The organism is Paenarthrobacter sp. TRD_SC_7, from assembly GCF_056156245.1.
Genome location: NZ_CM149587.1, coordinates 4353877 through 4368005, shown reverse-complemented (window position 1 = coordinate 4368005; position 14129 = coordinate 4353877). Strand labels below are relative to the sequence as shown.

At 64.6% G+C, this 14129-nt stretch carries 9 protein-coding genes, 1 tRNA gene and 1 other RNA gene; 3 read left to right on the top strand and 8 right to left on the bottom strand.

Annotated elements, in window-relative coordinates; all coding sequences use genetic code 11:
• Positions 1 to 248 precede the first annotated feature (248 nt).
• Positions 249 to 1184 (top strand): hypothetical protein, encoded by a 936-nt coding sequence (locus AC0J5Z_RS20705; protein WP_475036128.1) that lies wholly within the window; start codon positions 249 to 251, stop codon positions 1182 to 1184.
• Here AC0J5Z_RS20705 and AC0J5Z_RS20700 read toward each other — a convergent pair.
• The 5 genes from AC0J5Z_RS20700 to AC0J5Z_RS20680 all read right to left on the bottom strand — a co-directional run bounded on the left by AC0J5Z_RS20700 (position 1165) and on the right by AC0J5Z_RS20680 (position 6408).
• On the bottom strand, positions 1165 to 1770 hold the full coding sequence (locus AC0J5Z_RS20700; RefSeq protein ID WP_475036126.1) for a dihydrofolate reductase family protein: 606 nt from the start codon (positions 1768 to 1770) through the stop codon (positions 1165 to 1167). The two genes, AC0J5Z_RS20705 and AC0J5Z_RS20700, sit on opposite strands and share 20 nt — an antisense overlap.
• 36 nt (positions 1771 to 1806) lie before the next feature.
• On the bottom strand, positions 1807 to 2406 hold the full coding sequence (recR, locus tag AC0J5Z_RS20695) for a recombination mediator RecR (RefSeq protein ID WP_017198356.1): 600 nt from the start codon (positions 2404 to 2406) through the stop codon (positions 1807 to 1809).
• Positions 2407 to 2439: 33 nt separating this feature from the next.
• Positions 2440 to 5610 (bottom strand): DNA polymerase III subunit gamma and tau, encoded by a 3171-nt coding sequence (locus tag AC0J5Z_RS20690; protein WP_475036124.1) that lies wholly within the window; start codon positions 5608 to 5610, stop codon positions 2440 to 2442.
• A gap of 33 nt (positions 5611 to 5643) precedes the next feature.
• Positions 5644 to 5740, bottom strand: an RNA gene (gene ffs / locus AC0J5Z_RS20685) — signal recognition particle sRNA small type.
• Positions 5741 to 6084: 344 nt separating this feature from the next.
• Positions 6085 to 6408: a hypothetical protein gene (locus tag AC0J5Z_RS20680; RefSeq protein WP_475036121.1), complete on the bottom strand. Its 324-nt coding sequence runs from the start codon at positions 6406 to 6408 to the stop codon at positions 6085 to 6087.
• Between the two features lie 305 nt (positions 6409 to 6713).
• Here AC0J5Z_RS20680 and AC0J5Z_RS20675 point away from each other — a divergent pair.
• Positions 6714 to 6798: transfer RNA gene (locus AC0J5Z_RS20675), tRNA-Ser, on the top strand.
• Positions 6799 to 6963: 165 nt separating this feature from the next.
• Here AC0J5Z_RS20675 and AC0J5Z_RS20670 read toward each other — a convergent pair.
• Entirely contained in the window at positions 6964 to 7893 is a 930-nt protein-coding gene (locus tag AC0J5Z_RS20670; protein WP_475039819.1) for a LysR substrate-binding domain-containing protein, read from the bottom strand.
• Between the two features lie 123 nt (positions 7894 to 8016).
• Here AC0J5Z_RS20670 and AC0J5Z_RS20665 point away from each other — a divergent pair, with 123 nt between their 5' ends.
• Positions 8017 to 11478: a bifunctional proline dehydrogenase/L-glutamate gamma-semialdehyde dehydrogenase gene (locus AC0J5Z_RS20665; RefSeq protein WP_475036119.1), complete on the top strand. Its 3462-nt coding sequence runs from the start codon at positions 8017 to 8019 to the stop codon at positions 11476 to 11478.
• 164 nt (positions 11479 to 11642) lie between these two features.
• On the opposite strand, the gene AC0J5Z_RS20660 is transcribed toward AC0J5Z_RS20665, so the two are convergent.
• Together AC0J5Z_RS20660 and AC0J5Z_RS20655 are read right to left on the bottom strand one after the other, a co-directional pair.
• A complete protein-coding gene (locus tag AC0J5Z_RS20660) occupies positions 11643 to 12566 on the bottom strand; it encodes an oxygenase MpaB family protein (RefSeq protein ID WP_475036115.1) in 924 nt (307 codons plus the stop codon).
• Positions 12567 to 12664: 98 nt separating this feature from the next.
• Complete coding sequence (locus AC0J5Z_RS20655; protein WP_475036111.1) at positions 12665 to 14107, bottom strand: MFS transporter; 1443 nt, start codon at positions 14105 to 14107, stop codon at positions 12665 to 12667.
• Between the last annotated feature and the right edge of the window lie 22 nt (positions 14108 to 14129).

The window sequence follows — 14129 nt, the reverse complement described above, 5'->3', positions numbered from 1 at the left end:
GTGAAACTCCGGCGGGCAGCAGATAACCCCGCATCGAACTAGAGAGCGCATGACCGCCCGGCGTACCATCCAAGTAATGAGGATTGCGAACGGCGATGGCCGGCGTCCCTGACCATCCAGACGGTTCGGGTCCGGGATGGAATGAGCCCGAATACGACGTGATCGGCGGCGTTATCGACGATCAGCCGTCCAGCATGACTCACCCAAAGCGAGGTTCGGGGCCGCCACACGCATCTGGGAATCTCAAGGTGACTGGCGGGGAGGCGTGGCGGAACACCCGGAAGTCCTTCTCTTCCTGGTGGTTCTGGCTGGCCTGTGCACTGGGGATAGCTCTCGCATGGGGGATGGCTGCCGCACTGGTTGCTTGGGCAGAAGCCAACGGCTGGTTCGAGACCGGCGCCGGAAATGCCACCTACTTGATCATGCTGGCATTTCTGGCACTCATAGCGGCCGTACTGGGGGCCGGTTGGGGCTTCCGGCATTCGCAGGGAAGCATCCCTGCACTGCTGCTGGCAGGAGCCATGCGGGGCGTGGCCTTGGCCGCGCCGGCGTGCGTTGTATCGCTCGTGGTGGGCCTCAACGTCGGCGGGACGATCGCGTGGGCCGTTTCCGCCGTCCTCGTGATTGTCCTTGAAGTAGCGCTGTTCGGGCTGATCGGTGCCGGTTCGCGGAGATGCTTCGCCAGGGCCGCGCCGGGTGTGGCCCTGGCTGTGGTGCTGGTGGCTTTCCTTTGCGTCGGGAATGTAGCGGCCACCATCCTGTTGCTTCCTGCGACCGCGGGAACAGGCCAGGCTTCGGTGCCCGTCAACGTCGAGCGCGACGACTCCGGAAGGACCGTCTCTTACTTGTGTGTGGGTGATCTTCGCCCGGTGCAAGTTATGCACACTGAACGGATTGCCTGGCTGGCCACGTCCAACCCTGCCTTTATCCTGGGCAGCGTGGGTGCCGACGTTGTGTCCACCGATAACGAGGTGGGATGGCTGTTGTCCGGACTACAATCGGCCGCGGACGGGCCGGCCCGTGAAGTGCCCTGCCTCGGCGGGGTCTCTCGCGACGGGCTGACACCCCCCACGCCCGTAGCACTGACAGGGCTGGCAGTGCAGGGCGTTGTGGCAGCATTGGTGCTCGCAGCGGGGCACTGGCTGGCGTCCCGGAGGCTGCGTGCTAATTCGGGTTCTGGCTAGCTCCCTCGCGCATGTACTCAGAAATTACGACGCCTGAGCCGAACGCCGTCGTCGAAACTTCGGTGAAGGCGCTGGGCTGGTAGGCCCCGGGCGCGAAGAGCGGGATCCCGTCGCCAAAGAGCAGCGGGCTGCGTTTGAGCACGAGCCGGTCGATTTCACCGGCGAGCTGCGTTGCCAGTTGCCCGCCGCCACAAAGCCAAATCGACTGACCGGGCTCGGACTTCAACCGGCGCACAACGTCTAAGGGGTCTTCATCGGTGAGTTTCAAATTGGGGTGCTCGCCGGGGATGTCCGCCTCGGTCCGTGTCCGGGAGAACACCACTTGTTGGAGGTGTTGATACGGGCTCGTCATACCAAACGGCAGACCCACGGCGTACGTGTTCCAACCCATCACGACGGTGTCGAACATTGTCCCGGTACGTTCGATGCCCATGGCGTCGGCGATCACGGTAGGGATGGCATCAGAGAAGCGTTCATTCTGGGCGGCCATGTGGTCGCCCTCTACGGGGAACGCGTCGAATTCGCCGTCTGGGCCGGCAATGTAGCCGTCCAGGCTCACGGCAACGTAGTACACAAGTTCTCGCACGGGACCCCCATCGCGGTTGATGTTGTGATTGCGAGACTACAACAATGCGTTGCGCCTGCCCTCGAAGGCACGGCCGAGCGTGACTTCGTCCGCATATTCCAGATCTCCCCCGACGGGAAGGCCGGAAGCCAGCCTGGTCACAGTGATCCCGATCGACTTGAGCATGCGGGCCAGATACGTCGCTGTGGCTTCGCCCTCGAGGTTGGGGTCCGTAGCGATGATGATTTCCTGGATGGCGCCGTCGTTGAGGCGTGTAAGGAGTTCACGGATGCGCAACTGCTCGGGACCGATGCCCGCAATGGGATTAATGGCCCCGCCCAGCACGTGATAGCGGCCTCGGAAGGACCGCGTGCGCTCCACGGCCAGGACGTCCTTGGACTCCTCGACGACGCAGATGACCGACGGATCACGGCGCTGGTCGCGGCAGATGTTGCACGTTTCCTGCTCGGTCACGTTGAAGCAAACGCTGCAGAACTTCACTCGTTCCTTGACCGTTGTGATGGCTGTGACCAGGCGCTTCATGTCTTCGGGATCCGCCTCAAGGATGTGGAACGCCAGGCGCTGCGCTGATTTGGGGCCCACACCGGGAAGCCGGCCGAGCTCATCAATCAGCTCTTGAACTGCACCTTCGTACACAATGTCCTCGTTAGTTTGAAATCAATGCTGGAGTCAGCGGGGTTGTAGGGGAGATCCGTCCAAGGCGCGCTCTTCAATCAGCTTTCCGCCCAGAATACGCTCCACCGCAGCCCGTCCAAAGACCCGGGATTCCTCGATGGTTTCATCTTCCGGGCTTGGGATGTCCTCCGGGACCGACTCCGGCTTCGCCTGGGTTCTCACCGGCGCCTGGACCCGGCCCGCTTGGGCTTCGGGGCTGTTCGTCAACCGCTGGTACAGGCTCTGACGGCCATTCGGACTGCTCGACGGCGCGCCCTCCTCAAGCGTCGCAACCGAACCATGCGCTTCCTCGGGTTGCGTCGCCATGGATGGCCACACCGCGGGAGCGTTGCTGGCCGCCGGGGCGCCGCTGCTTGCAGGGGCGGGCATGGATTGCGTTCCGGGCCAGCTCGACGCCGGTGCGACGTCCCAGCTGGAGCTTGGGTTTTGCTCGGCATTGGTTGGGTGACCGTAGGTTCCGGACGCCGTTGCCGGCGCCGGTGCTTGCGCCGCGGCCGGTTCGTAGTCCGGGGTATCAGTTGCGGGCGTGCTTTCTTCGATGTCCTGCGCGCGTTGCTTGCCCACGTTGGATTCCGTGCCCACAACCCAAGTGCCCGGCGCCTGCTCCACAGCCCTGGACCAAGGGTCGTCGGACGTGCTGGAGCCTGCGGCGGAGACCGTGGTTTTGTCCGTTGCTGCGGATGGCGGTGCCGATGCCGAGGGTGCTGACGTGGCCGGCGCTGACTTCTGTGCCGGAGTAGCAGCTGCCGGTGCCGGGCTTTGGCGGCTGTGTCCGGACGGTGGTTCCCAGTCCGCTGGGGGCTCTTCGTCCAGCGGCGGGGCGTCCTCGTCGAGCGGCGGGCCCCAGTCGTCGTCAGGGTAGGAGTACTCGCCGGCCGAGGATGCCGCGGACATGTCGGCGACAGGCGCGGCCGGGGTTGTGGCAGGGGCGGCTGACTGCGCGGGTGCCGCTGTTGCCGGGGCGGGGGCCGCCGTCGGGGCTTGGGTGGGTGCCACCGGAGCCACCTCAGCAGCTGGGGTCGGAGCAGTTGCCGCCGGTGAGGTTGCCGTTGACGCAGACGCTGCGGCAGGGCTGGCTGGGGCGAGTCCCCACGCCGAGTCGACAGCCGACACCGGTGCTGGCGGCGACTCAGCAGACGATGAAGCGTCGGACGACGAAGCAGCCGGCGATGATGCGGGGCCCGTAAATGCTGCCGCTGGCGATTCACCGCCGGCCGATGCACGGGCTCCCGCTGACGATGCAGCAGCCGGAGTTTCCCGGCTAGTAGGTGCTTTTGGGTTTGGCTCAGAGCTCGCTGAGCTGTTGCCGCCAGCCACTGCGACGATCTGGCATTCGATGCCGAGGGTCTTGTGGATCGCCTGGCGAAGGTTCTCGGAGTGATCAGCACGTCCGAACGCACCCGCGAGCCCACCAGTTGTGAAGGCGAGCGTCAGTACCTGGCCATCGAACTGGGCCACTTGGGCATTCGGTTCAACCAGCGCCCAAGTGCTGCGCTTGATCTTGGTCAGCGTCTGCAGGACATCCGGCCAGGCTCGGCGCAATGCTTCTACATCGCCGGTGCCTCCGGGGCCCGGGGCCGGAGCCGCAGAAGGCTGCGGCGCTGAGGCAGGAGCCTGCTGTACGGCCGGAGCGGGCTGTACCGGCGGTGCTGGTTGCGCCTGCGGTGGGAGAGGCGTCTGTGCTTGAACAGGCTCGGGCTGCGAGGTTGGTGCCTGGCCGGGATTCACCGGGGCCGGAGCAGCCATGGGTGCGGCCGGGGATGCAGCAGCCTGCGGAGCGCGACCGGAAGCTTGGCGGTCCTCAACGGGCCAGTCGTTAGTGGACACTCGCGGTGCCGTGATGGCGTCGCGCGACCCGGCGTCAGCGGCCGGCGTGGGAGCGGCCGGCGTGGGAGCGGCAGGTTCCGAAGGGGGCGTTGCCCGGGAAACCGCCGGCGCAACAGGCGCCGCAGCGGCGGGAGTCGGCTCAACGGCAACCGGATCCACGCCGTCGCCCGCGTAATTCAGGCGACGTTCCACGCGGTCAATGCGGGCTGCGATGCCGCGCTCAGTCTGCTCGGCGCTGGGAAGGAGGATGCGCGCACACAGCAGTTCAAGGTGAAGGCGCGGCGACGTAGCACCGGTCATCTCAGTGAGCGCCGTGTTGGTGACATCTGCGGCCCGGGACAGCTCGGCCGCGCCCAAGTTGGTTGCCTGATTGCGCATCCGGGCGATCTGGTCCGCTGGCATGCCGCGAAGGATCGCCTGGGCGCTCTCGGGCATCGCCTGAACGATGATGAGGTCGCGGAACCGTTCCAGGAGGTCTTCGACGAAACGCCGGGGATCGTGGCCGGTCTGGATGACGCGGTCCACCGCGCGAAAGACAGTGGCGGCATCGGCTGCAGCGACGGCATCCACGATGTCGTCCAGCAAGGAAGCGTGCGTGTAGCCGAGCAGTGCAACAGCGAGCTCATAGTCCAGGCCATTGGGTCCCGCGCCGGCCATGAGTTGGTCCAGGACGGACAGGGTGTCGCGAACGGAACCGCCACCTGCGCGGATGACGAGCGAGAGCACGCCGGGAGCGACAGGAACGTTCTCCTGCCGGCAAAGGAGCTCGAGGTACTGCATGAGCGGCTCGGGCGGCACCAGCCGGAAGGGGTAGTGGTGCGTGCGGGATCGGATGGTCCCGATGACTTTGTCCGGCTCCGTGGTGGCGAAGATGAACTTGATGTGTTCCGGGGGCTCCTCGACAATCTTCAGGAGCGCGTTGAAGCCAGCCGACGTGACCATGTGGGCCTCGTCAATGATGAAGATCTTGTAGCGGTCGCGGACCGGGGCGAAGGTTGCGCGCTCGCGGAGATCGCGGGCGTCGTCCACGCCACCGTGGCTGGCGGCGTCAATCTCGATGACATCCAGCGAACCGGAGCCGCCGCGTGCGAGTTCGACGCAACTGGGGCACTTGCCACAGGGGGTGTCAGTGGGGCCTTCGGCGCAGTTCAGGCAGCGGGCAAGAATGCGCGCTGACGTGGTCTTGCCGCAACCGCGGGGGCCGGAGAAGAGGTAGGCGTGGTTCACGCGGTTCTTGCGGAGCGCCGTCATCAGCGGCTCCGTGACGTGTTCCTGCCCGATAACGTCCGCGAAAGAATCCGGGCGATACCTTCGATACAGGGCAGTTGTAACAGTCACAAGTGAAACCTACCTATAGGGACTGACAGTTAAAGTAGTGACCCCTCATGCACCCGCCAGAGCCCATCTACCCTTGCTACCTTCCGGTCCTGGGGGAGTTCAACAGGATGACGCCACATGAGGGGCCGTCGACAAGCTTACCCGAACTTACTTCGGGGTTCGAATCGGCCCGGTGGGGCTGTGGATAAGGCTCGACGGCGGGTGGCTGGCCTTCTCGTTTTGCGGCAGGGGCACAAGTTCTACATGTACTGCCCCTGTGGATCCAACGGGGTCAGTATGAACTATGTAACTGTCCTGCAGGATGCCGCAAGCGGCACGGAGGCCGCCCATCTGGTTGTTGACCAGGTTCGTCATCTCGGCGGATAGGTTCAAGCCGTTGATTCCGACTACGTGACGAGGGGTGAGATTGCCGAGCGGCTGGGAACGATGCGAGTCTGGCTTTGGTGCTGGTCGGACGTCGTCAACTGGGCCCCGTCACCGCCAGCCATTCACCGGCCACGTCATGAAAGCCGGCTCCTCGTAAGGGTGCGCGGCCCGCAAAGCCCGCACGACGCCGTCGAGCCTGTCTTCCTCAACCACGCACTCAACCCGGGTTTCGGGCACCTGCTCCTCAATTCCAACCTCACCAATAGAGGGTCGCGCTCCCGGTAAAGGTGTGAAGCGGCCAGTGCCGGGCGAAGTAAAGGCGCAGTGGGAGTAATCGCCGATTCGCCCGGCGCCTGCGTCGCCGATAGCAAGGAGGACCTCCTCGATATGCGTCTCAGGAACGTAGACGACCAGGGCATGCAGCTGAGCCATAAGGACATCCTGTCAATAAACTTCGGCTACAAACAGGTCTCAGCCATTGCAAAACGGGGGACTGCAGCGGACCATGGGTATGTACACCGATTGGGGCAATCTCAAGGTTGTGAGCTGCGGGGCCTGGGAGCGAGGGGCCGGACCCGGCAGCTCAACGGTGATACCGCAAGAATGGGCGCGTTGGGGGCGTCCATTTTTCCGTTAACGGCCGTGTTTCCGAAGCCGTCCAAAGGTGGCAATTCAGCCCGATTACACGATGCCGAAATTCTCAGGTACAGTAGTATCTGCTTTCGAATCGAAAGCAAGGAGAATTCGCCTAGCGGCCTATGGCGCACGCCTGGAACGCGTGTTGGGTTAACGCCCTCGGGGGTTCAAATCCCCCATTCTCCGCGGTTGGCCCCAGTCCTTTGGACTGGGGCCTTTTGCGTTCCCGGACACCCAAATTCGTTACCGCCACGGAACCAGTCAGGCGCCACGTGATTCCGGGCGGCGCTGGGGTAATTCCTGGTCGCCGGTGAATATGCGTGTCGTCAGCCCGACCGGGTCGGATCTTGGCTAGTCGGCGTCCGCCTGCTGCTCGGCGTCCTGCTGCTGTGTTGCCGCTACCCGTTCGAGGACTTCGCGGCAGGCTGCGGTTGCGGGATGGATGCGGCCGGCCGTTCTGGTGGACGTGAATACCGTTCGTTTTGGCAGGCCCGGGAGGTCCAGTAGTTGGACCGTGCGGGTTCTCCCGGTCCACACGAGGTCCGGCATGAGGGCCACGGCGTTCCCGGATTCAATGAGCCGGATCTGTGCTTGAAGGTCGGCCGTCTCGTAGCGCACATCAGGTTCAAAACCCGCCGAACGGCACGCCTGCTCGGCCCAATGCCGGGAAGCAGCGCCCCGGGGTTCCATGACCCATGGCATCGAAGCGGTGTCCGCAAGGGAGGAAACGGTCTCGCCGCCAAGTCCCACCGGGGGAGTGGCAAGGCGGATGGCGTCGCTGGTAAGGATGGCGCGGTCCAAGCCGCTGTGGTGTGGAGCCGCGTGGCCGGGGTATTGCTCGGCCACCACAAGGTCGAAGTCCCGTGCCCACGTTTCGTAGAGGGCGGTCTCGGGTTCGCGCTGGGTCATTTCCACACGCACTTCGGGGTACTCCTGGCGCATGATGCTGAGGAAACCGGGCAGCAAGGCCAGGGCTGCGGACTGGAACACGGCCAAGCGCACGGTCCCGGTCACCATTGACAGCGACGCCGCCAGTTCCGTTTCGGCCCGCTCCAAAGTCTCCAGCAATGCGGCGGTGTGGGCCACGAGGATCTCCGCCTGCGGAGTCAGCTGCACCCGGCGGCCGGCTTTACGCAGCAGTTCCACCCCCGCTTCCTTCTCCAGCAACGTGAGCTGCTGGGACACCGATGAAGGGCTGTACTGCATTGCGTCGGCCACCTCCGCGAGGGTTCCGCGGATCTTCAATTCGTGCAGCAAACGCAGCCTGCGGACATCCAGCAAAGCGGCCTCCAAAGGTTCGGGATGGGTAATCAATATTCGTCAGAAAAGATCGCTTTTCCTAACGTGATTGTAGATCCATACTGATGGAAATAAACAAACTTCTCCGCCTCAGAAGGAGCCCCCATGACCAGCACCCTCCCGGATGCCACCGCACCGCGCACCCAGGATTCCGGGCAGTTCGATGCTCTGGCTCAGGAAGCCATCGCCTTGGTCCGCCACTGGCTTACCGAAGCCAGCAAGATCCCCGTGGATGTATCTGCGCAGCGCCTCGCCGGCGTTTTGAAGGACCCGAACGGCCTTGACTTCACGGTCGGATTCGTCGACGGCGTCATCCGCCCCGAGGACCTGTCGGTCGCCGGCCGCAAGCTGGCCGAGCTGGCTCCGAAGGTGCCCAAGTTCCTCCCGTGGTACATGCGCAGCGCCGTCCGCGTGGGTGGCGTCATGGCTCCGATCGTCCCCCAGGTTGTCATCCCTATCGCCCGCCGCGTGCTCCGCGAAATGGTGGGCCACCTGATTGTGGATGCCACCGACGCCAAGCTCGGCCCGGCCATCGCCAAGATCCGCCAGGACGGCGTTCACCTCAACGTCAACCTCCTCGGCGAAGCAGTCCTGGGCGAGCACGAAGCCCAGCGCCGCTTGGACGGCACACTGAAGCTCTTGGCCCGCGATGACGTGGACTACGTTTCCATCAAGGAATCCTCCACCGTGGCACCGCACTCCCCGTGGGCCTTCGACGAAGCTGTCGATCACGTGGTGGAGAAGCTCACCCCGCTCTACCGTCTTGCTGCGTCCTTCCCCAAGCCCAAGTTCATCAACCTGGACATGGAGGAATACAAGGACCTCAGCATGACCATCGCGGTGTTCAAGCGCATCCTGGACATGCCCGAATTCAAGAACCTCGAGGCAGGAATCGTCCTTCAGGCCTACCTTCCGGACGCCCTCGGCGCCATGCAGGAACTGCAGGAGTGGGCCTCTGCCCGCCGCGCACAGGGTGGCGCACCCATCAAGGTCCGCGTGGTCAAGGGTGCCAACCTTCCCATGGAGCAGGTTGAGGCATCACTGCACGACTGGCCGCTGGCTACCTGGGGCACCAAGCAGGACTCGGACACCAGCTACAAGAACGTCATCAACTACGCCCTCACCCCGGAGCGCATCGACGCCGTCCGCATCGGCGTGGCGGGCCACAACCTCTTCGACGTCGCATTCGCATGGCTGCTCGCCAAGCAGCGTGGCGTCACGAAGGGCATCGAATTCGAGATGCTCCTGGGCATGGCAACCGGCCAGGCCACCGCTGTCCGCAAGGACGTCGGCAGCCTCCTGCTCTACACACCGGTGGTTCACCCGGGCGAGTTCGACGTCGCCATCGCGTACCTGATCCGCCGCCTCGAAGAAGGCGCCAGCCAGGAAAACTTCATGTCCGCAGTCTTCGAACTCAGCGAGAACGAAGCCCTGTTCAAGCGCGAACAGCAGCGCTTCCTGGACTCCCTGGCCGGCATGACGGACGAAGTTCCCGGCCCCAACCGCAAGCAGGACCGCCGACTCCCCGCGGAGCCGGCACCTCTTGAGGGCTTCAGCAACACCCCGGACACCGATCCGGCACTCCCTGCCAACCGCGCCTGGGGCCGTGACATCCTTAAGCGCATTCCCGGTTCCACCGCCGGCAACAAGATCGTCGAGTCCACCAAGGTCGCCGACGCCGCCGAACTGGATCGCATCATCGCGACCGCCGTAGACCACGGCAAGGCCTGGGGCGCCCGCCCGGCCGCCGAGCGCGCAGCCATCCTGCACCGCGCCGGCGAGATCCTCGAAGCCCGCCGCGCCGAACTCCTCGAGGTCATGGCGTCCGAAACCGGCAAGACCATCGACCAAGGCGACCCCGAGGTCAGCGAAGCAATCGACTTCGCGCACTATTACGCCGAGCGCGCCAAGGACCTGGAAACGGTCGACGGCGCCACGTTCGTTCCAGCCAACCTCACCGTAGTGACACCGCCATGGAACTTCCCGGTGGCGATTCCCGCTGGCTCGACGCTCGCAGCGCTCGCCTCAGGTTCCGCCGTCGTGATCAAGCCTGCAAAGCAGGCCCGCCGCTCCGGTTCCGTGATGGTGGATGCGCTGTGGGAAGCCGGTGTGCCCCGCGAAGTGCTGGCCCTCGTGCAGCTCGAAGAGCGCGAGCTCGGCACTCAGTTGGTCTCGCACCCGAGCGTTGACCGCGTCATCCTCACCGGTGGCTACGAAACCGCTGAACTGTTCCGCTCCTTCCGCCAGGACCTGCCGCTGCTTGCGGAGACGTCCGGCAAGAACGCCATCATTGTGACCCCGAGCGCAGACCTCGACCTCGCCGCGAAGGACGTCGTGTACTCGGCATTCGGCCACGCAGGCCAGAAGTGCTCGGCCGCATCGCTGGTGATCCTGGTGGGCTCGGTCGCCAAGAGCGCCCGCTTCCACAACCAGCTGATCGACGCCGCACGCTCCTTGACGGTGGGCTACCCGGACAACGCCACCACGCAGATGGGGCCGATCATCGAACCGGCCAACGGCAAGCTCCTCAACGCCCTCACCACCCTGGGCGACGGCGAAAGCTGGGCGATTAAGCCTGAGCGCCTCGATGAAACCGGCCGTTTGTGGTCCCCGGGCATCCGCTCCGGTGTCAAGCGTGGCTCCTACTTCCACCTGACCGAATTCTTCGGACCGGTCCTTGGCGTCATGACCGCTGAAACCCTCGAGGAAGCCATCGCCATCCAGAACGAGATCGAGTACGGCCTCACCGCTGGCCTGCACTCCCTGGATTCGGCTGAAATGGGCGTCTGGCTGGACACCATCCAGGCCGGAAACCTGTACGTCAACCGCGGTATCACCGGTGCTATCGTGCAGCGCCAGCCCTTCGGTGGATGGAAGAAGTCCGCTGTCGGCGCCGGAACCAAGGCCGGTGGGCCGAACTACCTGATCGGTCTGGGCAGCTGGCTCCCCGCCGAAGCCAAGGCCAAGCGCGGCACTGTCCTCCAGGGCGCAGCCGCGCAGCTTCTCGCCGCTGCCAAATCCGCGGACGTGTCCGCTGAGGAACTCCAGACCCTCCAGCAGTCACTCTTCAGCGACACAGCGGCATGGGAGTCCGAGTTCGGCACCAGCAAGGACGTCTCGGCCCTCTCCGCAGAGCGCAACGTCTTCCGCTACCGCTCCCTCCCAGTGACCATCCGCCTCTCCGAAGGCGAGCGGCTCGCTGAGCTGCTGCGCGTTGTAGCAGCCGGCGTCGTGGCGGGTTCGGCGCTCAAGGTCAGCTCCGCCGTCGTACTTCCCGACGCCGTGGTGACCGTGTTCGCGAACCTGGGCGTCAGCGTCCGAATCGAGGACGACGCCGCATGGCTGGCTCGTGCGGCAAACTTCGACGCCGGCCGGATCCGCCTGATTGGTGGCGACTTCGCCGCGCTGAGCGCAGCGATGGGTGGCCGCCCGGATGTCGCGGTTTACCACGGTGCTGTGACCCAGGCTGGCCGCATTGAGATGCTGCCGTTCCTCCACGAGCAGGCCGTGTCCATCACAGCCCACCGCTTCGGTACCCCGAACCACCTGTCGGATCACCTGATCTAGGTCTTCTGCCGAGGGGTGAGCTCTCGGCAGAAAGTGCGCGCTAAAAGGTTGAAAGCTAACCCCTCGGCGGGCCCACACAACGTGGGCTTGCGTCGAGGGGTTAGCTTTCGGCGTTTTGGGCTGGCGAAAGGGGTGAGAGCTCACTCCTCGGCGAACGGGGCGGCTCAGGCTTCCGCGTAGCCGAGCCTTTGCAACCTTCGCCGGGCGGCCTGCTCGCTTGGCCCGTGGGAGCCCAACGCAAACCGGACCATGCCCAGGACCGCCCTGGCAGCGGTGATCACGGGCAGGGGGAGTGGGCCGAGCCGCGCGCGCGGGAGCCCCAGCAACTCCCGGTACTTGGGTTCAAGGCTTGCGACCGCGGCCGCGAAGAGGATGGTGTACCCGGGTTTGAGCAGAGGGCTCAGCGGTGGATAGCGAATGAACGACACCGTCTCGGCGAGGCGTTCATCAGCCCGGAGTACCCCCGAGGCGTACCACTGCTCAAGTTCGTCACGGACCTGGGCCTCGGTGAGCGGCGGATCCTCCACTCCCATGAGCCGCCCGGCCGCCGCCCACTCACGGACGTAGGCATCGGGCCCGCCGGGGATGGGTCGGCCCCAGATGCGGTTGGCGGTAATGAAGGAGTCAGCGTAGGTGATGTGGACCCAGCGGAGGAGTTCGGGATCGTTGGCGGCGTACTCGCGCAGGACTCCGTTGCCGTCCACATACGTTCCCCGGACGCGCTCGTGGATCTTCCGCACACGTGCGGTCGCTGCTTCCGCGGCCGCTGTGGAACCGTATGTCACGGTGAAAATCCACCGGACCGTGTTCGCCAAGCGGCCGAGCGGATCTTTCTGGAATCCGGAGTGCTCGTAAACCCCAGCCAGCGCACCGGGGTGCAGGGCCTGCATCAGCAGCACCCGTATCCCGGCCACGATGGTAGCCACATGGCCGTGCACCGCCCAGACGGCCGACCCCGGAAGGTGATATCCGGCGTCGTTCCCTTCTGCGAGGCGTGGCACCCACTCGGGAGGCGTGCCCGACGTCCCTGTGAAGGTGCGCTGCAGTTCGTGCCTGTACTCCGTGAGGTAGTTCCTCATAGATCCCATGAGACCTCGCAATTGCGCCCGTGTACAGGGGGAGATTGTGTATGGATAATGCCCCTATGACGGACGCATAAGGGCATTATCTGTACAAAAACGCGGGGTTAGGAACGGACTCGTCGCCGCGACGGTGCTGCGGCCACCAGCAGGGCGGCGATGGCGACGGCGGCACTCAGGATGAGTCCCGGACGGTACTGTTCCAGCATGGCTTGGGCGCTGACTGTTCCAGCTGCTTGGCCGTGACCGCTGACCAGTGCCGTTGTAACTGCCAAAACCAGGGCGGCTCCCACTTGGGTGCTGGTCTGGATCAGGCCAGCGGCCAGACCCTGTTCCGAGTCCTTGATCCCGGCCGTGGCCTGAACGTTGATAGACGGGAAAGCCAAGGCGAAGCCAATGCCCAGCAGGACCACCGACGGCAGGATGTCCAGCACGTAATTCGGTGTGGTGCCCACCCGGAGGAACAGGACGTACCCCAGTCCGAGCGCCGTGAGCCCGGTCAGAATCAGTTGCGTGGCGCCGAACTTCTCGATAAGCCGGTCCGCAAATGGCGCGCTGGTGGCCACCAACAGACCTGCCGGCAGCAAGGCCAACGCCATTCCCAGCGGAGTCCAGCCGAGCACGGACTGCAAGTACATGGTGACGATGAACTGGAAACTCAGGTAGGAGCCAAACAGCCCCACCGCGCTGAGATTGGCCCGGGCCACCCAGCCTTCCTTGAGGATGCTGAAGCGGATCAGCGGATGCTTGACCTTGTTCTCAATCACCGCGAAACCTGCCAGCACGGCAACAGAAACTGCGAACCCGGCGATTGTTGCCACAGATCCCCAGCCCTGCTCCGGTGCTGAAACCAAGGTGTACACGAGGCCGAGCATGCCCAGCGCGAGGGTTACGGCGCCCCAGATATCGTGCCCGCTGTTCTCCGCGGACGGCTTGTCCTTCGGGATGAACTTCATGCCCAGGAGGACAACCACGACGGCGATCGGCACCGAGACGAGGAACGTCCAGCGCCAGCTGAGGCTGGTCATGAGTCCACCCACTACCAGGCCCAGCGAGAACCCGCTGGCACCGAACGTGGTGAAAATGGACAGCGCCTTATTGCGCTCGCGTCCTTCCGCGAAGTTGGTGGTGATGATGGAGAACCCTGTGGGTGCGGTGAAAGCGGCGGCGAGACCCTTGATGAACCGGGTGGCGATCAGGATGGCGGGATCATCCACCAGCCCGCCAAGCAGCGACGCCGCGGCGAATACCGTCAATGCAATGAGAAAAATTCGACGGCGGCCCAACAGGTCCGCGAGGCGGCCACCAAGGAGCAGGAGGCTCCCGTAACCAAGGACGTAGGCGGAGACAATCCACTGCAGGGAATCAGTTCCGAGGTTGAGTTCCTGTCCGATGGAAGGCAGCGCAACGCCAACCATGGAGACGTCCAGCCCATCCAGGGCCAGGACGGTGCAGACAACCATGAGCAGCAGCCACTGGGCACGGGTCCAGTGAACTGCCGTAACCAAAGGCGGCTCAGTTGAGGTCTTGAGGGTGGTGGGTGATGTCATAGATTTGAATGTACATGACGCG

Bases quoted from the DNA above. Each gene is read 5' to 3' on its own strand.
- AC0J5Z_RS20655 (WP_475036111.1), bottom strand. From the start codon at position 14,107: ATGACATCACCCACCACCCTCAAGACCTCAACTGAGCCGCCTTTGGTT.
- AC0J5Z_RS20680 (WP_475036121.1), bottom strand. From the start codon at position 6,408: ATGGCTCAGCTGCATGCCCTGGTCGTCTACGTTCCTGAGACGCATATC.
- AC0J5Z_RS20665 (WP_475036119.1), top strand. From the start codon at position 8,017: ATGACCAGCACCCTCCCGGATGCCACCGCACCGCGCACCCAGGATTCC.
- AC0J5Z_RS20660 (WP_475036115.1), bottom strand. From the start codon at position 12,566: ATGGGATCTATGAGGAACTACCTCACGGAGTACAGGCACGAACTGCAG.